Raw genomic sequence first — 21,098 nt, 5'->3', positions numbered from 1 at the left:
GCGGGCGGGACACACACTCATGCTGCTCAAGACGTCACTACGGAGCTTCTTCGCCCACAAGGGGCGGATGGCGCTCTCCCTGATCGCGGTCGTCCTGTCGGTCGCCTTCGTCTCCGGCACCCTCGTCTTCTCCAACACCGCCACCAGCACCTTCGACCGGCTGTTCGCCTCGACCGCCTCGGACATCGCGGTCCGGCCCGCCAAGCCCGACCCCGACGAGGAGGACAGGCCGCGCGCCCAGGTGGCCACCGTGCCGGCCGCGACGATCGCGAAGGTCGCCTCGGGTGCCGGGGTGAAGCAGGCCCTGGGCCAGGTCTTCGTCGAGAACGCCGTGCTGGTCGACCCGACCACCAACAAGCAGATCGGCCCGACCGGCGGTGCCCCGACGCTGGCCGGCAACTGGACCGAGACCCCGCGCAACTCGGTCGAGATCACCAGCGGCCACGTGCCGCAGGGCGCCGACCAGATCGTGCTGGACGCCGACACCGCGAAGAAGGCGAAGCTCGGCCTCGGCTCCAAGGTGCGCATCATCACCGTCGCCAACGGCACCCACGACTTCACCCTCGCCGGGATCGCCACCTTCAAGACCACCAACCCGGGTGCGGCGCTGGCCTTCCTGGACACCGCGACGGCCCAGCAGGACCTCCTCGGGAAGGCCGAGTACACCTCGGTCGAGGTCTTCGGCGACGGCAGCCGCTCCAACGAGCAGCTCAAGGCGGACGCGCTCGGCTCGCTGGGCGCCGGCTACGACGTGAAGACCGCGGCCGAGCAGAAGGAGGAGAACAACAAGAGCGTCGGCTCCTTCCTCGACTTCATGAAGTACGCGATGCTCGGCTTCGCCGGCATCTCGCTGCTGGTCGGCGGCTTCCTGATCATCAACACCTTCTCGATGCTCGTCGCCCAGCGCACCCGGGAGATCGGTCTGCTGCGCGCCATCGGCGGCAGCCGCAAGCAGGTGAACCGGTCGGTGCTGGTGGAGGCGCTGATCCTCGGCGTGCTCGGCTCGACGCTCGGCCTCGGTGCCGGCCTCGGCCTGGCGGCCGGGCTCATCCAGCTGATGAACGCCGTCGGCATGCACCTCGACGCGGCCGACCTGCAGATCGGGCTGAACGTCCCGGTCGCCGCCTACACGGTCGGCATCGTGATCACCGTGCTGGCCGCCTGGATCCCGGCCCGCCGGGCCAGCAGGATCGCGCCGATGGCCGCCCTGCGCGACCACGGCACCCCGGCGGAGGCCCGCTCGAACACCGTCCGCACGGTCGTCGGCCTCGTCCTGACCGCCGGCGGCGGCGGCCTGCTGGTGCTCGCCGCGGGTGCCGACAAGGCCGCCACCGGCGGCCAGTTCCTGGGCCTCGGCGTGCTGCTCTCGCTGATCGGCTTCGTCGTGCTCGGCCCGCTGCTGGCCACCACGGTGGTCCGGGTGCTCGGCGCGGGGCTGCCGTCGCTGTTCGGCCCGTCCGGCCGGCTGGCCCAGCGCAACGCGATGCGCAACCCGCGCCGCACCGGCGCCACCGCCGCCGCGCTGATGATCGGGCTGGCCCTGGTGATCGGTGCCACCGTCTTCACCTCCTCGGCGGTGGAGTCCACCAACCAGCAGGTCGACAAGTCGGTCGGCGCCGACTACGTGATCGCCAGCAGCCAGGGCGTCCTCGGGCCGGAGATGGTCGAGGCGGCGCGGAGGACCCCGGGCCTGAAGCACGTCACCGAGCAGAAGGACCTGGGCCGGCTGAAGATCGCGGTGCCGGACGGCCGGACGGTGCGGACGCGTGTCGCCGCCGTCTCGGCGACCTTCACCGACGACTTCCAGCTCCCGGTCAAGTCCGGTACGGCCGACGCGCTGGCCAAGGGGTCGCTGGCGATCGGCGAGGACATGGCCAGGGACTTCGGGCTCAAGGTCGGCGACAGCGTCACGCTCGACTACGGCCAGGGCCGGAGCCAGTCCCTGCCGGTCGGTGTCGTCATGGCCAAGGGCGACTCGCTCTTCAACGGCGCCACCTTCGTGGGGATCGACACCCTGGCCAAGGCGGTCCCGGCGGGCGAGATACCGGCCGACGGCCAGCTCTACGCCAAGGCCGCCGCCGGCGCCGACGTCTCCCGGACGCTCGGCCTGCTGGAGGCCTCGCTGAAGGACTACCCGCAGATCACCGTCCAGGACAAGGCCGGCTACAAGGACCTCGTCCAGCAGCAGATCAACACCCTGCTCTACATGATCTACGGCCTGCTCGGCCTGGCGATCGTGGTGGCGGTGCTCGGTGTGATCAACACCCTGGCGCTCTCCGTGGTGGAGCGGACCCGCGAGATCGGCCTGCTGCGGGCGATCGGGCTCTCCCGCCGCCAGCTGCGCCGGATGATCCGGCTGGAGTCCGTGGTGATCGCCCTGTTCGGTGCGATCCTCGGCACCGGCCTCGGCCTGGCCTGGGGCATCACCGGGCAGCAGGTCCTGAAGGACCAGGGGCTGGCCACGCTGGCCGTCCCGACCGGCACGATCGTCGTGACGCTGGTCGCGTCGGTGGTGATCGGCCTGGTCGCCGCCCTGGTGCCGGCCTTCCGGGCCGGGCGGATGAACGTCCTCGCGGCGATCGCGACGGACTGACCCCCGGTCCGGGGGGATCGGGGGCCGGGCCGGGGGCCCGGGGGACGGGGGGCGGCAGGGGCCGGGTGCGCGACTGCGCCCGGCCCCTGCCGCGTTCCCGCCCGGCGGCGGGGCGGCGGGCACGCCTCAGGGGCAGCTGATGTCCGCCGCCGTCTCGGCCGCCACCGCAGCGGGCGACGCGAACGGCGAAGCGAACGGGGGCGACGGGGGCGACGGGGGCGGGGGCAGGGGCGCCGCGGCCGGGGCGGCGGCCGGGCCCGCCGCCGGGTGGTCGGAGCCCGCGTACACCTGCAGCGTCGGCCCGAGGCCCGGTACGGCCGTCTGCTCCGCCCCCGGCAGTGCGGCCGCCAGCGTCCGGGCGGACTCGGCCCAGCGAGGGTCGTACCGGACCACCGTCCGGCCGGGCGCCGTGCCCGCCGGGGCGTTGGAAGGCGCGCCGGTGGTGGCGAAGCCGGCCCGCCGCAGGTCGGCGTCGACCCGGGCGCCGAGCCCGACGAGCCCGGCGGCGTTGAAGACCTGGACGTGCACCAGGTCCGGCGGCACCGAGGGGGCGGCGGTGGCCGGGGCTGCCGGGGGCGCCGCCACCGGGCCGGCCGTCGCCGTCACGGCCGGGGCGGCACCCGCCGCCGGGGCCGCCGGGGCCGCCGTGCCGTCCCCCAGCGGCCGGCCCGCCCGCACCGCGTCGAACAGTGCCCGCGCCCCGGCCTGGTCCCAGACCACGGTCGAGCCCCACCCGCTCACCTGGTGGTCGACCTGGGCCAGCGGCACGGTGGCGAAGTCCGCCCGGCCCGCCGACAGCTCCTTCAGCCGCCCGGCCAGCGTGAGCAGCTCGTCCGGGGTGAGGTCCTTGTCGGCCTTGACCGAGCCGAGCAGGCTGTCCGTCGCCCGGGCCAGTCGGACCGGGTTGAGCAGGGTGCCGCTGCTGGTCAGCTGGTGCAGCAGCTGGGCGACGAACTTCTGCTGCCGGTGCATCCGGCCCAGGTCGGAGCTGCCGTCCACGTGCCGGGCCCGGACGTACTTGAGCGCCCCCGCGCCGTCCAGCGTGCTGGTGCCGGCCGGCAGGTCGAGGCCGGAGTACTCGTCCTTGAGCGGCTTGGCGGTGCACACCTGCACCCCGCCGACGGCGTCCACGGCGGAGACGAACCCGGCGAAGTTCATCTGGAGGTAGTGGTCGATCCGCAGCCCGGTGTTCTGCTCCACGGTGGCGACGGCGAGTTGCGGCCCGCCCATCCCGTAGGCCGCGTTGATCTTGCCCTTGCCGGCCGGGACCTCCTTGCGGGTGACCTGGTCCCGGTGGGCGGGGATGTCCACGTACGAGTCACGCGGGATGCTGACCACACTGGCGCGGGCCCCGTCGTCGGCGAGCTGGACGATCATCATGGTGTCGGTGCAGTGGCAGGACTCGCCGCCGGCGTGCAGCACCTCCTTGAGCGTCTTCTCCGGGATGCCGTCCCGTTCGTCGGTGCCCACCACCAGGAAGGTGGTGGAGCCGTCGTCGGCCGGCCGGGCCTGGTCGCCGCTGAAGGCGTCCACCCGGTCGATCGAGCCGAGACCGTGCAGGACCGCCCAGCCGCCGCAGGAGGTGGCGAGGACGCCGAAGGCGATGCCGGCGGCCAGTCGCCGGGGCCAGACCCGGTGCCGTTCGGGCAGGACGGAGTGGGGGGAAACGGGCATCTCTCGGATGGTAGGGGCGGCCGTACCGGGCCGGGTGGGGGCGCGCCGGGGGCGGGGAGTACGGTGGGCGCGACCGGCGAAACGTTCCTTCGGTACGAGCTGCGCCCTGCTGCTCAGACCGGGACAAGACGGCGACCCGCCCGCACCGGTACGGTTGGCCCCGATGAACACCAAGGCTGCTGAGGAGCTGCCGGCGGTCTCCGTGATCATGCCGGTGCTCAACGAGGAACGACACCTGCGCACGGCCGTCCGGCACATCCTGGAACAGGACTACGCCGGGCCGATGGAGGTGGTGATCGCCCTCGGTCCGTCCTCCGACCGCACCGCGCAGATCGCCGCCGAACTGACCGCGGAGGACGCGCGGGTCCGGACGGTGGAGAATCCCACCGGTCGCACCCCCGCGGGGCTGAACGCCGCCATCCGCGGCTCCAGCCACCCGATAGTGGTCCGCGTCGACGGTCACGGCCTGCTGACCCCCGGCTACATCACCACGGCGGTCCGGCTGCTCGGCGAGATGGAGGCCGCCAACGTCGGCGGCATCATGCACGCCGAGGGCGAGACCGAGTGGGAGAACGCGGTCGCCGCCGCGATGACCTCCAAGATCGGCGTCGGCAACGCGGCCTTCCACACCGGAGGCCTGGCCGGCCCGGCGGACACCGTCTACCTCGGGGTGTTCCGGCGCGAGGTGCTGGAGAAGCTCGGCGGCTACAACGAGGAGTTCGTCCGCGCCCAGGACTGGGAGCTCAACTACCGGATCCGCCAGGACGGCGGGCTGGTCTGGTTCACCCCGCAGCTGCGGGTCACCTACCGGCCGCGGCCCAGCGTGCGGGCGCTCGCCAAGCAGTACAAGGACTACGGCCGCTGGCGCCGGGTGGTCACCCGGTACCACAAGGGCTCGGTCAACCTCCGCTACCTCGCCCCGCCGGCCGCCTTCCTGGGCGTCACGCTCGGGCTGGTGCTCGGCGCGGCCGTGCACCCCGTCTTCTTCGCCGCGCCCGGGGCCTACCTGCTGGGCATCGTCGGCGGCGCGGTCGTCGAGGGCCGCGGCCTCTCCGGCCGGGCGAAGGCGCTGCTGCCGGTGGCCTTCGCGACCATGCACCTCAGCTGGGGCTTCGGCTTCCTCACCTCGCCGCGCTCACTGGCCCGCCGGGTGATCGCCAGCCGCGCCGCCGCCCCGGCCGACGTGGTGGCCGAGGCCCGCTGACCGCCCCGGCCGCCCGCCGGCCCGCGGCCCGGTCCGATCCGGCCAATCCTCCCGGACCCGCCCTCCGCCCCGCTGCCCGGCACTATCGTCGGGCGCCATGGGGACAGTTGAGGGCGGGTCCGTCGTCGGTGCCCGGGTCGAGCCGAGCGCGGACGTCGACGACCGGGCCGTGCTCGGCGCCCGCACCACCGTCTGGCACCTCGCGCAGGTGCGCGAGGACGCCGTCATCGGCGCGGACTGCATCGTCGGGCGCGGCGCCTACGTCGGTCCGGGCGTGCGGATCGGGGACCGGGTCAAGCTGCAGAACCACGCGCTGGTGTACGAGCCCGCGGTGGTCGAGGACGGGGTGTTCATCGGCCCGGCCGCCGTGCTGACCAACGACCTCTACCCGCGCTCGGTCGACGTCGACGGCAGGCTCAAGCGCGGCGAGGACTGGCAGGCCCGCGGAGTGACGCTCCGCGAGGGCTGTTCCATCGGCGGCCGCGCCGTCCTGGTCGCCGGGGTGACGGTGGGCCGCTGGGCCCTGGTCGCGGCGGGCGCCGTGGTGCACCGGGACGTCCCCGACTTCGCGCTGGTGGCCGGCGTCCCGGCCCGCCGGATCAAGTGGGTCGGCCGGGCCGGCGAGCCGCTGGAGCCGGATGGCCCGGACCATTGGCGCTGCCCGCGCACCGGCGAGGGGTACCGCGAGGCCGACGGCGCGCTGACCCTGCTCTGACGGGCCCGGCTCCGGCGGCCCGGCCTTCCCAGGCCTTTCCGGCCCGGCTACTTCGCGCAGACGTCGGTGTCGTCCGCCTGGACGCGCTGGAGGTCCTTGGGGGCCTCGGTCGGCGCCGCGCCCGGGGCCGCCGGCGCGGCCAGGACGTCCTTGCCCAGCACCAGGACCAGCCCGTCCTTGGCGCCCGCCTTCGGGTCCTCCCGCACGGCGTCGGCCGGCAGGCCGAGGGCGGTGGCCAGCGCGCCCGCCTCGTCGGCGCTCCCGGCCGGGTAGCTGACCGAAGTGGTCGGCGTGGCGGCCGCGTTGGCGGCGGTCGCGGCCTTGGCGAAGCCCTTCGCGCGGAGCTTGTCGACGGCCTGCTGTGCCTGCCCGGGCGTTCCGCTGCCGTTGCGCACCGTCACCCGGGTGTCCTTGGTGTCCACGGCGGGTGCGGTGGCCGTCGGTGCGGGGGCGGCGGCCGCCGGGTCACTGGTCCCGGGCGAGGCGGGCGCGGGGGCGGCCGGGGCCTCGGTCAGCGAGCGGTCGCCGGCGACCAGCGAGAACACCTGCCCGGCGTCCGGCTGCTTGAGCACCAGCCGGTTCTCGTCCTTCGGGTCGTCCAGCACCGGCGCGGTGGTGAAGGTGATGTTCTTGGTGTCGACCTTGCTGACGTCCAGCGCGAGGTCCTTCAGCTTGTCGACGCTGCCGATCCCGTCGTCCACCGTGAGCGCCTTGGTGGCGGCGTCGGCGAGCTTCCACAGCTTGGTCGGGCTGGTCAGGGTGTCACTGCTCTTGATCGAGCGGATCATCGAGCTGATGAACTGCTGCTGCAGCGGGATCCGGGTGAGGTCCCCGCCCAGGCCGACGGCGTGCCGGGTGCGGACGAAGGCGAGTGCCTCGTCGCCCTGGACGACGTGCCGGCCCTTGGTCATCTTCAGGTGCGAGTCCGGGTCGTTGATGTCCTTGGCCGCGCACACCTCGACGCCGCCGACGGCGGTGGAGAGCGTCTTCACGGCGTCGAAGTTGACCATCACGAAATGGTCGACCCGGATGCCCGTCATCTTCTCGACGGTCTTCCAGGTGCAGCCCGGGTCGCGGCCCTCCTGGCCGAGGCTTTCGTTGAACATCGCCCGCGCGGAACCGGGGATCTTCTTTCCGGCGGTCGTCTCGCAGTCCGGGATCGGCACCATCAGGTCGCGCGGGATGCTGACCACGGTCGCATTGGTGCGGTCCTTGGCGACGTGGAAGAGCAGGGTGGTGTCGGCGTGCCCGGTGCTGCCCTCGTCGCCGTACTCGCGGCCCAGGCCCTCCCGGCTGTCGGTGCCGATGACCAGGATGTTCAGCGCGTCCCCGGCCGCCTTCGGCCGCTCCGCCTCGCTGCCCAGCTGCACCTTGACGGCGGTGATGTTGCTGTTGAAGTGCTGGTAGGCGTAGTACGCGCCGCCGCAGCCGGCCACCAGGACCAGCGCGCCGACCCCGGCCGTCCACTTCAGCGCCCGGCGCCGGCGGGTCCGCCGGGTCGCGCCCCGGCGCCGGTGGCCGGCCCGGCCCCCGCCGTGGCCGGCGCCGGCGGCGGCCGGTGCGGCGGCGGGTGCGGGTGCCGGTGCGGCATCCCGGCGGCGCTGCGCCGGGATGCCCGCCGTCGGATCGAGCCGGTACTGCCCGGTGTCCGGGTCGAGCACCCACTGGTCGGCGGGGTCGACCTCCTGGCTGTCCTGCTGCACGGGGTTCCCTCCCTCCGACCGGTCCATCGGCCGGTGCGAATGCGGCGCACCGACCCGGACACACTAGACGAGTCGGGTGAGGGAATTGTTCCTGATGTGATCTCCGCCATGTTCGGAAACGGCAATTCCCCAGGTAATCGAAGGCCTGGGAATTCCCCGGGAAAGCCTGTGCGGATGATGATCCTTGCACGAAAGAGTGACGCTGACCTGCGGTCAATGCATGGCGCAGGCATCGACGTCGGCGGTGCGCCCCTCGAAGGAGGGCGGTTCGGTCGAGGAGGGTGACGCTCCGGCGGCCCGGTCCGCTCCGGCGCCCGTGGACGGGCCCGCGGTGGGCCCCGCGGTGGGGGCCGCGGTGGGGGCCGGGGACACCCCCGGACCCGGTTTCGCGGCCGCCGTCGCGGTCGGCCGGGGCCCGGTGCCCGCTCCGGTGCTCGTCCCCGAGCCCGGCCCGCCCGGCCCCGGTGGACGGACGGCCACCGGCCGGTCGTCGCGGAGCGCCGTGAACAGCTGCGTGGTCTGGGGCTGCACGAACTCGTCCCGGTCCGAGTCGAACCGGTACGGGCGCCGCGGCGCGGTCAGGAAGACCACGTTCGCGGACGGGATGCCGCGCAGGTCCTGCGTCAGGTCGTAGAGCGCGCCCAGCGAGGAGAGCCCGCCGTCGGCCTTCACCGAGGAGGTGGCCGCGTCCAGCAGTGGCCAGAGCCGGGTCGGGTTCAGCAGCACGCCCTGCGACTGCACCTTGCGGATCAGCGCGGCCAGGAACTGCTGCTGGCGCCCCATCCGCTGGGTGTCGCTGCCGTCGCCGAGGGTCTCCCGGGCCCGCACGTAGCCGAGCGCCTGCTCGCCGTGCAGGGTCTGCCGGCCGGCCGGGAGGTCCAGTTTGGCGTCCTTGTCGTGGATCGCCTGCGGGACGCAGACCTCGACCCCGCCGACGGCGTCCACCATGGCCTTGAAGCCGGTGAAGTCCAGGATCACGTAGTGGTCGACCCGGATGCCGCTCAGCTGCTCGACCGTCCGGATCGAGCAGGCCGGGCCGCCGGTCTCGAACGCGGCGTTGAACTGCAGCAGCGCGGACCGGCTCCGGGTGCCGTCGGGCTTCTCGCAGGCCGGGACGGTGACCATGACGTCGCGGGGGATGGAGACGGCCGTCGCGTGCCGGCGGTCCGCGGACACGTGCAGCAGGATCGTGGTGTCCGAGCGCTGGCCGCCCACCTCCCCGTACGAGGCGTTGGCGCCGGTCCGGTCGTCGCTGCCGATCAGCAGGATGTTCTCGGCGCCCTTGGCCCCGGCGGTGCGGCTGGGCCGTTCGGCCTCCAGTCGGGCCAGCAGCCGGTCGGTGGCGGAGTCGGTCTGGATGTTGCCGTCGAGCTTGCGGTAGGCGATCCAGAGCAGCGTGCCGCAGGCGACCAGCAGGAAGGCGAGGGCGCCGGCGGTGATCATCAGCCATCGCCGGCGCCGCCGCCGGGGTGCGGGCGGGGAGTCCGGGTCCGCGGGGGCGTCCCCGGGAGGGGGGTTGTCGGTCGGGGGGTGCTCGGTGTCGTCCTCGGCCATGGCGGGGATACCTACCCGCCGGGCCGGAGCCGGGGGTTACCCGAGGCGCAGTGTCACCCGTTCGGATTCGGTCCGCTTCTCCCACTGTTCGGCGCCCAGGCCGTCCGAGTTGCGGCAGAGCACCACCGAGGCGCCGGCCGCGAGCGGCGCCAGCAGACCGGCCTCCAGGCCCGTCCAGTCGTCGAAGGACAGGGTGGAGAGCACCCGGTCGCCCGGCTCGATGCCGAGTCGGGCCGCGCCCTCCCGGGCCAGTCGCACGGTCTGGTCGCCGGTCAGCTTCAGCGGCAGGCCGTCCACAACGGTCTCCAGCGCGGGCGCGTCCGGGGTGACGGGGGAGTAGGGCGCGAACCGGTCGCCCTGGCCGGGCACCTCGGCGGCGTAGTCGAGGAACCCGTCCGGGCGCTGGGGGAAGCGCCCGCCCAGCGGGCGCAGCGCGAGGGCCACTCGCTCGCCCTCGCACGCCTGGGCGGCCGCCAGGCCGTCAGGGCCGCTGACGACCAGGTCGGCGTCGGCGGGCTCGCCGCCGGGCACCGCCGCCACCCCGACCGACCAGCAGGCCAGCAGCCAGACGGCGCTCTGCCAGTGGGCGGGCAGCAGCAGCGCGGCCCGGTCGCCCGGCCCGGCGTTCAGCTCGTCCTGGAGGAGGTTGGCGGTCTTGGCCACCCAGTTGTCGAACGTCCGGGCCGAGAGCTCCACCCGTTCGCCGGTGGCGTCGTCGTAGAAGGTGACCAGTGGAGCCGCGGGGTCGACCGAAGGGGTGCCACCTCGCAGGTATGCGTGCAGCAGCTCGACGGGGGTGTGGGCATCGGCAGCGAAAGGCGCATTCATGGTGCGCCCCAGCCTAAGGCCTTCGGGCGGGCGACCGGGAGGGGTGCCGGACGCGGGTGAACTGGCGTGGCGTCAGAAGCTGTTTGTCGCCAATATCCTTTTTATGCGTATCTCACTTCTTGCCGGTGCCGCCGCGGGCTGCGCCGCCGTCCTGTTCCTCCAGCCACTGGCCGTCGGTGCCGTCGCCGATCCGTCACCGACCCGGCGCACCTCGGCCGGTGACGGCTCGGTGACGGCCCTGCCACTGGGCCACACCGAGCACGGCTTCACACCGCGCGCCACCAAGCCCTTCTCACTCGTCGGGGTCAGCTGGGACGATCCACGGGGCTCGCTGGACGGCGGCTCGGTCCGGGTCCGGACCCGCAGCATCGCCACCGGTACGTGGGGCGAGTGGCGCCACCTGGACGTCGACGGCGAGGACGCGCCCGACGAGCGGGACGGCCGGGACGGTGCACGGGGTGCCTCGGCGCCGCTCTGGACCGGCCCCAGCGACGGTGTGGCGATCGAGGTCACCCCCGGTCCGCGCGGACTGCCCGCCGGGCTGCGGGCCGAGCTGGTCGACCCCGGTCACGGTGCCACCGCCGCACCCACCGTCCCGCGCACCCTTCCGGCCGACGCGTCACCCGGCCGGCGGGCCGACCACGAGGCACCTCGGCCGGGCATCGTCACCCGGGCGGGCTGGGGCGCCGACGAGTCGCTGCGCGACCCGGGCTTCGTCTACACCGGGCCGGTCCGGGCGGTCTTCGTGCACCACACCGCCACCGCCACCGACTACGCGTGCAGCGACGCGCCGCAGATGATCCGGGCGATCTACCAGTACCACGTACAGAGCAACGGCTGGCGGGACATCGGCTACAACTTCCTGGTCGACCGCTGCGGCACCGTCTACGAGGGCCGGGCCGGCGGGGTCGACCAGCCGGTGTTCGGCGCGCACACCCTCGGCTTCAACACCGACAGCGCGGGAGTCGCCGCGCTCGGCACCTTCACCTCGGACAGCCCGGAGCAGGCCCTGGTCGACGGCGTGAGCAAGATCGCCGCCTGGAAGCTCGGCCTCACCGGCCAGGACGCCGGTGGCAGCACCGACCTGACGTCCGGCTCCTCGCAGAGCCGCTACCCGAAGGGGACGGTCGTCTCGTTCGACACCGTCTCCGGCCACCGGGACGCCTTCAACACGGACTGCCCCGGAGGCGCCCTCTACGGCCGCCTCGGCGACATCCGCTCCTGGGCGGCCCACCTCCAGGGGCGCTGACCGCGCCCTCGTGTCCCCACTGCACAGGCCCTGGCACTACACAGGCCCCGGCCCGCGCCCGACCAGCGCCCGGAGCTCCGCGGCGAGCGCCCGCGCGAGGTCCGGCCGCCGGTCGTAGCGGGCCGGGGTGTTCTGCAGCAGCGCGATCCGCCACCCGGCGCCCGCGTTGACGGCGATCACCGTCTGCAGTGCGTCGAGCGCCGGGTCGGGGGTCTCCGCGTCGTCGGGCACCAGCCCGGCGATCGCGTCCAGCTGCGCCACCCCCGGCCCGAGCGCCCGCACCCGGCGCACCTTGGCGACGTACTCGGGCGTGGCGTGGTCCGTGAAGATCCGCCCCAGTTCGGCCGCGATCACCGACCGCCCGCTGTACCGGGTGCCGTCGAGGCCGATCACCTCCCCGTCCTCGGCGAACGGTCCGGCGTAGGCCGATCCGTCCTGCAGGTTCCAGCCGTCCAGCGCCCGGTGGTAGAGCGCGCGGACGGCGTGCTCGTCCTCGGGGGACAGCTGCGGCAGCCGCGTATCGTTCATACCCCCATGGTCGACGAAGGCGGTGGAGCCGGACAGCGGAGGAGCGGCACGGTGGCGACGGGCGAGGCTGCGACCGGGCCGGCGGCGGTGCGCCGCTGGCAGCCGGGCTTCCCGTTGGACGTGGCCCGGACGCTGTTGCCGCTGCGCCGGGGCCCGGCCGATCCGGCCTACCGGACGACCGGGGACGGCGCGGTCTGGCGGGCCTCCCGGACGCCGGCCGGCATCGGCACCCTGCGGGTGCTCGCCCGCCCGGCCGAGGGCACCGTCGAGGCGGACGCCTGGGGCCCGGGCGCCGCCTGGCTGCTGGACCGGCTGCCGGCCCTGCTCGGCGCGCAGGACGACCCGGCCGGCCTGGTCCTGCCACCGGGCCCGCTGCGGGAGGCGCAGCGGCGGGCGGCCGGGGTGCGGCTCACCCGGACCGGGCTGGTCCTGGAGTCACTGGTGCCGGCGATCCTGGAGCAGAAGGTCACCACCGACGAGGCGTACCGCGCCTGGCGGACCCTGCTGCGCGACTTCGGCACCCCGGCCCCCGGCCCGGCCGAGGGCATGCGGGTGGCGCCGTCGGCCCGGGAGTGGTCGCTCGTGCCGAGCTGGGAGTGGCACCGCGCGGGGGTGGATCCGAAGCGCGCCGCGACCGTCCAGCGCGTCGTCCGGCTGGCTCCCCGGCTGGAGGAGGCCTCCGCGATGGAGCACACCGAGGCCTTCGCCCGGCTGACCGCCGTGCCGGGTGTCGGCGTCTGGACGGCCGCCGAGACCCTCCAGCGCAGCAACGGAGACCCGGACGCCGTCTCGGTCGGCGACTACCACCTGCCCAACCTGGTCGGCTGGGCGCTGGCCGGCCGACCGCGCAGCGACGACGCGCAGATGCTGGCCCTCCTGGAGCCCTTCCGCCCGCACCGCCACCGGCTCTGCCGCCTGCTGATGTCCACCGGCACCCACGCCCCCCGCTACGGTCCCCGCCTCACCCCCAACGACCACCGGCACCGGTGACGCGAGCCGGTTGAAGTGATGCCTAGCGGACCTCGACGAAGGCGTCGGCGCTGCGCTCGGGCCGTTCGCGCGGGGGTTCGGCGGGGCGGCCGACGGCGACGGCGCCCATCGGGTCCCAGTGGGCGGGCAGGTCGAGGGCGGCGCGGACGGTGTCGCGGCAGAACATGGTGGAGGAGACCCACGCGGAGCCGTAGCCCTCGCCGGTGAGGGCGACCAGCAGGTTCTGCACGGCGGCGCCGACGGCGACGGTGAACATCTCGCGTTCGGCGGTGGCGCGGCGCTCGTCGGGGTAGTCGTGCGAGCCGTCCATCACCAGGCAGGGGACGACCAGGTAGGGCGCGGCGCGCAGGACGTCGCCGCGCGCCGTCCGGCGGGCGATCTTCGCGTCGTCCCAGCCGTCGAGCTCGCGCAGGTCGCGCTGCCAGGCGGCGAGCATCGCGTCCAGCAGCTTCGTCCTCGCCCCGGGCGACTCCAGCAGTACGAAGCGCCACGGCGTGGTGTGGTGCGGGGCGGGCGCGGTGACCGCGGCGGCGACGGCGCGGCGGACGGCGCCGGGGTCGACGGGGTCGGGGCCGAAGGCGCGGACGGTGCGCCGCAGGGTGACGGCCTGCCGCAGGGCCTCGGAGGTGCCGAGCCGGAACATGTCGTCGGCGGCGGCGCGGATCAGCGGCCGGGTGCCGTCGCCGTCCTCGGCGGTGACGAGGTGGCCGAGGCCGCGGACCACGGCGACCGGGGTGCCGGTGGCCTTGCCCTTGACCAGGTCGGCGGCGGCCGCGAGTTCGTCGGCGGTGGCGGTGACGGTGAGCGCCAGTTCGTTGCCGTGCGAGTCGGTGCGGCCCCGGTGGTCCTCCAGGACGGGCAGCCCGGCGGCGCCGATGGCGACGTCGGTGAGCCCGTTGCGCCAGGGCCGGCCGAAGGTGTCGGTGACGACGACGGCGAGCCGGCGCCCGGTGAGCTGCTGGAGGCGGGCGCGCAGGGCGCGCGCCGAGGCGTCCGGGTCCTCGGGCAGCAGCAGCACGGTGCCGGGGGCGGTGTTGGAGGCGTCGACGCCGGCGGCGGCCATCACCAGGCCGTTGCGGTTCTCGACGATCCGGGCGGGGCCGCGCCGGGCGACCACGCGGACGGTCTCGGCGTCGATCGCGGCCTCGCGGTCGGCGGCGTGCAGCAGCCGGCCCTCGGCCTTGCTGACGATCTTCGAGGTGACGAGCAGGATGTCGCCGTCCTCGTAGCCGCCGGCCTTGGCGATCAGCCCGGCGAGGTCGGCCCCGGCGTCGATCTCCGGCAGCCCGCCGACCGGCAGGACGTGCAGAGCGGCCGGGTTCACGCCCGGACCTGCTCGGCGAGCGCCAGGGCGGCCCGGGCCATCTCGGCGGTGGCGGCGACGTCGGTCATCAGCAGCGGGACGGCCCGGCAGGCGATCCCGCCGGCCTCGACGACGGCGACGGCGGCCTCGTCGGCGGTGTCCACCAGCCAGCCGTCCAGCAGGCCCGCGCGGTGCTCACCGCCGCCCCCGCCCGCGCCGCCGCGCCGCGCGGCCCGGCTCCCGTAGTCCAGCGCGACGGCCTCCGCGGTCGCCTCGACGCCGACGGCGGCGAGCACCTTGTCGGCCATGCCGCGCACCGGCGCCCCGCCGATGATCGGGGAGAGCCCGACCACCGGTGCGGGGGCCGCGGCGACCGCGGCCCGGATGCCGGGGACGGCGAGGATGGTGCCGATCGAGACGACCGGGTTGGACGGCGGGAAGAGGATCACGTCGGCGGCGGCGATGGCCTCCAGCACCCCGGGTGCGGGCTCGGCGGTCTCCGCGCCGACCGGGACGATCGCCTCGGCGTCGACGGCGGCGTGCAGCTTGACCCAGTACTCCTGGAAGTGGATCGCCCGGGTGCCGGCCTCGTCGGTGATCCGCACGTGCGTCTCGACCCGGTCGTCGCTCATCGGCAGCAGCCGGACGCCCGGCTGCCAGCGCACGCAGAGCGCCTCGGTGACCTGGCTGAGGGTGTAGCCGGCGGTGAGCATCTGGCTGCGGACGAGGTGGGTGGCGAAGTCGCGGTCGCCGAGGCCGAACCACTCGGGCCCGACACCGTACTCCTTCATCTCGGCCTTGATCGACCAGGTCTCGTCGGTCCGGCCCCAGCCCTGTTCCTCGTGGATGCCCCCGCCGAGGGTGTACATGACGGTGTCGAGGTCGGGGCAGACCTTCAGCCCGAAGAGGTGGATGTCGTCACCGGTGTTGCCGATGACGGTGATCTCGTCCTCCGGACCGATGGCCTCCCGGAGTCCGCGCAGGAAACGCGCTCCGCCGATCCCGCCTGCCAGTGCCACGATGCGCATGCGCCCATCCTGCCACGGCCCGACAGGTCGTCAGCCCGACCGTCGACCGACCGTCGCCGCTGCCCGTGGTCAGTGGGCCTCGGCCTGCTCCTGCGGGTGCTGCTCGGGGACGACGGTGCCGCCGTACTGGTTCATCTCGGTCAGGCCCGGCGTGTAGAGGTGGATGGAGACGGCGGGCCCCAGGGTGGCGTTGACCACCTCGTGGAGGTAGCCGGAGGAGAACACCCGCTGCCCGCCGGGGCGCAGGGTGCGCGCTCCTTCACCGGCGTGCGTGAGGGAGCGCTCGACGAGCTCGCCCTCGACGACGGTCATGACGCCGGAGGAGACGCCGTGGTCGTGGAAGCCGCTGCTCTGCCCGGGCAGCCAGCTGAGCAGCCAGACCTCGTAGCCGGGGCCGGTCTCCAGCCGCGCGTACCAGCGGGTGAGTGCGTCGTAGCGGACCAGCGGCTCCCAGCGGGCCCGGTCGGCGGCGATCTCGCGGACCAGCTGGGCGTAGCCGGCCACGGTGGTGGGGTGGCTGGGCAGGTCGGTGCGGGCCAGGTGCGGGAAGGCGAGCGGGTCGCCGGCGATGGAGACATCGCTGAGGCCGTCGGCCCAGGGGTGCCCGGGGCCGGTGGTGACGGGGGGAGTGGTGGTCGGCGCGAGGTCGCGGCGGGCGAGCTTGCTGCGGTCGCGGTTCCGCTTGCGGAGGCGGGTCATTCGCACGGGGTCGTCCTCGGTGTACGGCTGGTTCGTCAGGGATCAGCCGGATCCGGGGATGTCCTGGGGCGGGAAGTCCGCGGGCGGCCTCTGTGCTTCCTGGGCGGCGCGCGGTGGGACGCGTGCGCCTAGATACAGCAGGAACAGAGGCGACAACAAGAGTTCACGGCACGGCGGAGCGTGGAACCGCTCCGGGGGCTGGCGAACTCTGACATGAGGGAAAGGAGACCGCATCCGTGGGGCCGGTGTCAACCCAGGAGTCGGGGCAATCGGGCGGGATAGGTCATGAACTACCCGATGGAGTGATAAATCACCCTCTATGTTTCGATGGGAAGATCGCCGGGAAGGCAGCCCGATGACCGGCCTGTGACGGTGACTGCATGTCACGCGGCCGATGGTTGCGGACGGTTCGACGGTTTCCGGTCGGTAAGTCCGATGTGTCCGGTTATGTACACTATTCGTAACGGCTTGGTGCCGAGGAGTGAATCCCGGCCCCAATACCAGAGCTCGGCTTGACTGGGCCAGAGTGACGCAACTGTAATTTCACTCGTGTCGTCAGCCGCACGAGGCAACGGCAACCACGGGGACGCCAAATAGGGGCAGAGGAGGCGCGCCACATGAGCGAGCTCTTTGAGCTGTTGATCGGTGACGGCATCGAGGAGGAGGAAGAGGAACTCGGTTGGCAGGAGCGCGCACTGTGCGCCCAGACCGACCCCGAGTCCTTCTTCCCGGAGAAGGGCGGCTCCACCCGCGAGGCCAAGAAGGTCTGCCTCGCCTGCGAGGTCCGCTCCGAGTGCCTGGAGTACGCCCTCGCCAACGACGAGCGGTTCGGCATCTGGGGCGGTCTCTCCGAGCGCGAGCGCCGGCGCCTCAAGAAGAGCGCGGTCTGAGCCGGTCGGCCCCTGGCCCCGCCGACCCTCCGACAACCACACAGCAGTACGGGCGCCTCACCGCCGCGGTGGGGCGCTTTCGTGTTCCCGGGCCCCGGCGTGCCGTTCCCGGGCCGCTCGTCCACAGCCTCTCCACGGACACCGCGGACAAAGCCGCCATCCGGAGCCGTTAGTGTGGTGCGCCATCCGGTTGCCGTTCACCGGCTGTGTCCACCGAGAACTGGGGCCCGCGCACTCGATGACCGTCTACAGCCACCAGAGCGGCTTCACCGCTGCCAGGCCGCCCGCCTATCCGCGCCACCTGGTCACCGCGGTGATCGTCTCGCACGACGGTGCCCGCTGGCTGCCGCAGGCCCTGGCCGGCCTGCTGGGCCAGGACCGCCAGGTCCAGCGGGTGCTCGCCGTCGACACCGGCTCCACCGACAACTCCCCGCAGTTGCTCGCCGACACCCTCGCCGACTGGCTGCCCGAGAGCGGCCCGATCGTGCTCGGCCGCCGGGCCGGCTTCGGCACCGCGGTCGGCGAGGCGGTCTTCAACAGCCCGCCGCTGCGCCCGGAGGACCTCCCCTACCGGCTCGACCCCTCCGGGTACGACCCGGTCACCGGCGGCTGGGACGACTTCGGCGACCCGCTCGGCCACGAGGACGACCTCGGCCGCGGCGGCCCGCGCGAGACCCGGCCGGTCGAGTGGCTCTGGCTGCTGCACGACGACTGCGAACCGCAGAGCGACGCGCTGCGCCGGCTCCTCCAGGTCGCCGACTCCACCCCCAGCGCCGCCGTCGTCGGCCCCAAGCTGCGCAGCTGGTACGACCGCCGCCAGCTGCTGGAGGTCGGCGTCACCATCGCGCGCTCCGGCCGCCGCTGGACGGGCCTCGACCGCCGCGAGCAGGACCAGGGCCAGCACGACCAGGTCCGCCCGGTGCTCGCCGTCTCCACCGCCGGCATGCTGGTGCGCCGCGACGTCTTCGAGGAGCTCGGCGGCTTCGACCGGGCGCTGCCGCTGATGCGCGACGACACCGACTTCTGCTGGCGGGTCAACGCCGCCGGCCACCGCGTCGTGGTCGCCCCCGACGCCGTGCTGCGGCACGCCGAGGCGGCCAGCCGTGAGCGCCGCGCCATCGACTGCGGCCCCTCCCACCCGCACCGGCTCGACAAGGCCGGCGCCGTCTACACGCTGCTCGCCAACTCCAAGGGCGCGCTCTTCCCCTACGTCCTGCTCCGGCTGGTGCTCGGCACCCTGCTGCGGGTCGTCACCAACCTGCTCGGCAAGGACCCGAAACAGGCCTTCGACGAACTCGCCGGCCTGGGGCACGAACTGGTCCGGCTACCCAGGCTGCTGGCCGCCCGCAAACGCCGGGCCCGGACCAGGGCCGCCGACGCGCTGGACGACCGCACGCTCTTCCCCGCGCCCGGCGCCACGGCCCGGCTCGCCGCCGAGGGCGTCATCGGCTCCCTCGGCATAGGGGGCGCCGACGACGCCGGGGCCGGCCGGCACGGCTCGGTCGAGGCCGGCCCGGGGGACGAGGACTCCGAGGACCTCGTCGTCGAGCAGTTCACCCTGCTCAAGAAGCTGGCCCGGCGCCCCGCGCCGGTGCTCTTCGCCGCGCTGCTGGTCTTCGCCCTGGCCGCCTGCCGCGGCCTGTTCGGCAGCGGCGACCTCTTCGGCGGCGCCCTGCTGCCCGCCACCGGCGGCGCCGGCGGCCTCTGGGCCATGTACGCGGACGCCTGGCACCCCGTCGGCACCGGCTCCGCCTCCGCCGCACCGCCGTACCTCGGCGTGCTGTCGGTGCTCTCCTGGATGCTGTTCGACCACGCCGACCTCGCGGTCACCCTGCTGGTCGTCCTCGCGGTGCCGCTCGCCGCCGTCAGCGCCTACCTGGTCTCCCGGCCGCTGATCGACTCCAAGCTGGTCCGCGCCTGGGCCAGCGCCACCTACGCGCTGCTGCCCGCCGCCACCGGCGCGCTCGCCCAGGGCCGGATCGGCACCGCCGTCCTGGCCGTGCTGCTGCCGCCGCTGGCCCGCGCGGCCGCGATCAGCGCCGGCCTCGGCATCCGCGCCGAGAGCGCCGCCAAGGGCGCCCGGCCCGGCTGGCGCCCGGTCTGGATGACCGTCCTGCTGCTCACCCTGGCCACCGCCTTCGTCCCGCTCGCCTGGGCGCTGGCGCTGCCGCTCTGCCTGGCCATGCTGGCCGCCGCCGTGGTGCGGGGCGGGGCGTTCGGCTCCGGCGGGGCGGCGCTGCGCCTGCTCGGCCTGCGCGTCCTGGTGATCCTCGCGGTGCCGGTGCTGGTGCTCGCGCCCTGGTCGCTGCAGGTGCTCACGCACCCGCAGCGGCTGCTGCTGGAGGCCGGCCTGCCCGGTCTGCACGGCGGCGGGGCGAGCGCGTTCGGGCTGCTGCTGGTCAACCCCGGTGGTGCCGGGGTGCCGCCGGTCTGGCTCTCGGCGGGCGTGGTGCTCGCCGCGCTGGCCGCACTGCTGCGCGCCGACCGCCGCCGCGCGGTGCTCGCCGCCTGGGGCGCCGCCGGCGCCGGCATGGTCTTCGCGGTCGCGGTGGCCGGCACCACGGTGACCCCCGCCTCCGGCGGCCCGGCCGTGCCCGCCTGGGCCGGCCCGGCCTCGCTGCTGGCGGGCATCGCCCTGCTGGCCGCCGCCGCGATCGGCGCCGACGGCGCCAACGCCCGCGTCGCCGGCATCGCCTTCGGCTGGCGCCAGCCGGTCGCCGCCCTGGTGGTGGCGGCCGCGGTGCTGGCCCCGCTGGGTACCGGTGTCTGGTGGGCCGTCACCGGCGCCGACGGTCCGCTGCACCGCGGCAGCGCCGCCCAGGTGCCCGCGTTCATCGCCGAGCAGGCCGGTACCAGTGACCGGTCCCGCACCCTGGTCGTCACCGGGGACCCGAAGGGCGGCTCGGTCCAGTACACCCTGGTGCGCGGCGCCGGCCTGACGCTCGGCCAGGCCGAGTCCACCGTCGACCCGGCGACCGGCACCACCGAGGGCCTGAACAAGGTCGTCGGCAGTCTGCTCGCCGGCTCCGGAGCCGACCAGGCCGGTGCACTGTCCGGCTACGGCATCGCCTACGTGCTGGTCGACAAGGCGGCGATCGCCGCCTTCAAGGACGTCCTGGACACCACCCCCGGCCTGGTCAAGGCCAACCAGGACGGCGGGGCCGCGCTCTGGCAGGTCACCGGCGCCCCGGCGACCCGTGCGCTGATCACCGCCCCGGGCGCCGCCCCGGTGGTGGTCCCGTCCGGCGAGCGCGACCTCGCCACCACCGTCCCGGCCGGCCCCGACGGCCGGGTGCTCCGCCTCGCCGAGCCCGCCGCCGCCGAGTGGAAGGCGACCCTGGACGGCACCGCGCTGCCGTCCACCACCGTCGACGGCTGGGCGCAGGGCTTCAAGCTCCCGGCCGGCGGCGGCAAGCTCGTCGTCACCCGGGACGGCAGCCTGCTGCACACCGGCTGGATCTGGGCGCAGTTCCTGCTCGGCCTGACCATCCTGGTGCTGGCCCTGCCCGGCCGCCGCAGCCACAAGGACGACGACCTGCCCGAGGAGGTGGTCGCCGCCGCCGCGCTGGCCGCCGCCGCCCAGGCGCAGGCGCCCGCCCCCGGCAGCCGCCGGGCCCGCCGGATGGCCGAACGCGAGGGCGGCGAGGCCGCGGACGGCGACGGCGAGAGCGGGGTGTACGACGGCCGGCCGGGCGCGATCCCGGCCCAGCCCGCCGGCGAACCGCAGGCCGAGGCGGTCCGCGCGGCCGCCGCCGTCCAGGACGCCGAGCCGTACGCCGACCCGTACCAGGGCTACCAGCAGGCCGACCCGTACAGCTACGACCCTTCCCCGGCCTTCGGCCGGGGGTACGCCCAGCCCGCGCAGCAGCCGGCGGCCGCGCCGTACGGCGGCGGCCAGGGCTACGGCCCGGACGGCTACCCGCAGCAGGGTTACCCGCAACAGGGCGGCGGCCAGGGCTACGAGCAGTACCCGCAGGACCAGCAGTACGGCTACGACCCGTACCAGCAGGACGGGCAGCAGCCGTGGGAGGCCAGCCCGCCGCAGGGCGAGGGCTACTACGACCCGAACGACCCGAACGACCCCAACAACCCCCATGGGCCGGGTCGGTACCCGCACCACCACGGATCGGGGAGCTGACC

General features: G+C 74.6%; 15 protein-coding genes. 7 read left to right on the top strand and 8 right to left on the bottom strand.

What is annotated here, in order from left to right; all coding sequences use genetic code 11:
* The first annotated feature begins 19 nt into the window (after positions 1-19).
* Complete coding sequence (locus OH807_RS16170; RefSeq protein ID WP_406199119.1) at positions 20-2,593, top strand: ABC transporter permease; 2,574 nt, start codon at positions 20-22, stop codon at positions 2,591-2,593.
* 126 nt (positions 2,594-2,719) lie between these two features.
* On the opposite strand, the gene OH807_RS16165 is transcribed toward OH807_RS16170, so the two are convergent.
* A complete protein-coding gene (locus tag OH807_RS16165) occupies positions 2,720-4,267 on the bottom strand; it encodes an LCP family protein (protein WP_406199117.1) in 1,548 nt (515 codons plus the stop codon).
* Between the two features lie 163 nt (positions 4,268-4,430).
* On the opposite strand from OH807_RS16165, the gene OH807_RS16160 reads away from it, so the two are divergent.
* Positions 4,431-5,471, top strand: a complete 1,041-nt coding sequence (locus OH807_RS16160) for a glycosyltransferase family 2 protein (RefSeq protein WP_406199115.1) — start codon at positions 4,431-4,433, stop codon at positions 5,469-5,471.
* Between the two features lie 97 nt (positions 5,472-5,568).
* On the top strand, positions 5,569-6,186 hold the full coding sequence (locus OH807_RS16155; protein ID WP_406199112.1) for an acyltransferase: 618 nt from the start codon (positions 5,569-5,571) through the stop codon (positions 6,184-6,186).
* Positions 6,187-6,233: 47 nt separating this feature from the next.
* On the opposite strand, the gene OH807_RS16150 is transcribed toward OH807_RS16155, so the two are convergent.
* The 3 genes from OH807_RS16150 to OH807_RS16140 form a co-directional block, all read right to left on the bottom strand.
* Positions 6,234-7,889: an LCP family protein gene (locus OH807_RS16150; RefSeq protein WP_406199109.1), complete on the bottom strand. Its 1,656-nt coding sequence runs from the start codon at positions 7,887-7,889 to the stop codon at positions 6,234-6,236.
* 213 nt (positions 7,890-8,102) lie between these two features.
* A complete protein-coding gene (locus tag OH807_RS16145; RefSeq protein ID WP_406199106.1) occupies positions 8,103-9,443 on the bottom strand; it encodes an LCP family protein in 1,341 nt (446 codons plus the stop codon).
* A 36-nt stretch (positions 9,444-9,479) separates the two neighbouring features.
* Entirely contained in the window at positions 9,480-10,271 is a 792-nt protein-coding gene (locus OH807_RS16140; protein ID WP_406199103.1) for a TIGR03089 family protein, read from the bottom strand.
* Between the two features lie 103 nt (positions 10,272-10,374).
* On the opposite strand from OH807_RS16140, the gene OH807_RS16135 reads away from it, so the two are divergent.
* A complete protein-coding gene (locus OH807_RS16135; protein ID WP_406199100.1) occupies positions 10,375-11,520 on the top strand; it encodes a peptidoglycan recognition protein in 1,146 nt (381 codons plus the stop codon).
* 36 nt (positions 11,521-11,556) lie between these two features.
* Here OH807_RS16135 and OH807_RS16130 read toward each other — a convergent pair whose 3' ends face one another.
* Positions 11,557-12,048 carry an SgcJ/EcaC family oxidoreductase gene (locus OH807_RS16130; RefSeq protein WP_406199097.1) on the bottom strand — a complete coding sequence of 164 codons (492 nt, stop codon included), beginning with the start codon at positions 12,046-12,048 and terminating at the stop codon, positions 11,557-11,559.
* Positions 12,049-12,054: 6 nt separating this feature from the next.
* On the opposite strand from OH807_RS16130, the gene OH807_RS16125 reads away from it, so the two are divergent.
* Positions 12,055-13,038 carry a DNA-3-methyladenine glycosylase family protein gene (locus tag OH807_RS16125; RefSeq protein WP_406199095.1) on the top strand — a complete coding sequence of 328 codons (984 nt, stop codon included), beginning with the start codon at positions 12,055-12,057 and terminating at the stop codon, positions 13,036-13,038.
* A 22-nt stretch (positions 13,039-13,060) separates the two neighbouring features.
* Here the strand turns inward: OH807_RS16125 and OH807_RS16120 are convergent, their stop codons facing one another.
* The 3 genes from OH807_RS16120 to OH807_RS16110 form a co-directional block, all read right to left on the bottom strand.
* Entirely contained in the window at positions 13,061-14,362 is a 1,302-nt protein-coding gene (locus OH807_RS16120) for a coenzyme F420-0:L-glutamate ligase (protein WP_406199092.1), read from the bottom strand.
* A complete protein-coding gene (cofD, locus tag OH807_RS16115; RefSeq protein ID WP_406199090.1) occupies positions 14,359-15,369 on the bottom strand; it encodes a 2-phospho-L-lactate transferase in 1,011 nt (336 codons plus the stop codon). Before cofD ends, OH807_RS16120 begins: the two co-directional genes overlap by 4 nt.
* A 69-nt stretch (positions 15,370-15,438) precedes the next feature.
* Positions 15,439-16,074: a cysteine dioxygenase gene (locus OH807_RS16110; RefSeq protein WP_406199088.1), complete on the bottom strand. Its 636-nt coding sequence runs from the start codon at positions 16,072-16,074 to the stop codon at positions 15,439-15,441.
* Between the two features lie 611 nt (positions 16,075-16,685).
* On the opposite strand from OH807_RS16110, the gene OH807_RS16105 reads away from it, so the two are divergent.
* Positions 16,686-16,958, top strand: a complete 273-nt coding sequence (locus OH807_RS16105; protein ID WP_148644569.1) for a WhiB family transcriptional regulator — start codon at positions 16,686-16,688, stop codon at positions 16,956-16,958.
* A gap of 238 nt (positions 16,959-17,196) precedes the next feature.
* Entirely contained in the window at positions 17,197-21,096 is a 3,900-nt protein-coding gene (locus OH807_RS16100; RefSeq protein WP_406199085.1) for a glycosyltransferase, read from the top strand.
* Positions 21,097-21,098 lie beyond the last annotated feature (2 nt).

Origin of the sequence: Kitasatospora sp. NBC_01560, from assembly GCF_045208415.1 — a bacterium.
In the GTDB taxonomy this organism is placed as follows: Bacteria; Actinomycetota; Actinomycetes; order Streptomycetales; family Streptomycetaceae; genus Kitasatospora.
Note: the sequence above shows the minus strand (reverse complement) of the source record. Positions and strands in the feature narration are given on the sequence as shown.